Raw genomic sequence first — 288 nt, 5'->3', positions numbered from 1 at the left:
CAGGCCAAGATGTGGGTACAGGTGCGGTCTAAGAACCAGCGGTCGTGGGAAATGACCACGGCACAGCCCGGGAACTTCTCGAGCGCGTTTTCCAGCGAGCCGAGGGTTTCCACATCCAAGTCGTTGGTCGGCTCGTCAAGGAGGATCAGGTTACCGCCCTCTTTCAGGGTCAGCGCCAAGTTCAAACGGTTGCGCTCACCACCGGAGAGCACCTTGGACGGCTTTTGCTGATCCGGGCCCTTGAAGCCGAAGGCCGATAGGTAGGCACGCGAAGGCATCTCGTTTTGG

Annotated in this window: 1 protein-coding gene; it reads right to left on the bottom strand. The window is 59.7% G+C overall.

Annotation, left to right across the window (positions count from 1 at the left end):
* On the bottom strand, positions 1-288 hold a 288-nt coding region (locus tag PZE06_RS29005), incomplete at both ends, for an ATP-binding cassette domain-containing protein (protein ID WP_275792540.1).

The sequence above is a fragment of the Robertmurraya sp. DFI.2.37 genome (assembly GCF_029211245.1).
Taxonomy (GTDB): Bacteria; Bacillota; Bacilli; order Bacillales; family Cytobacillaceae; genus Robertmurraya; species Robertmurraya methanolica_A.
Note: the sequence above shows the minus strand (reverse complement) of the source record. Positions and strands in the feature narration are given on the sequence as shown.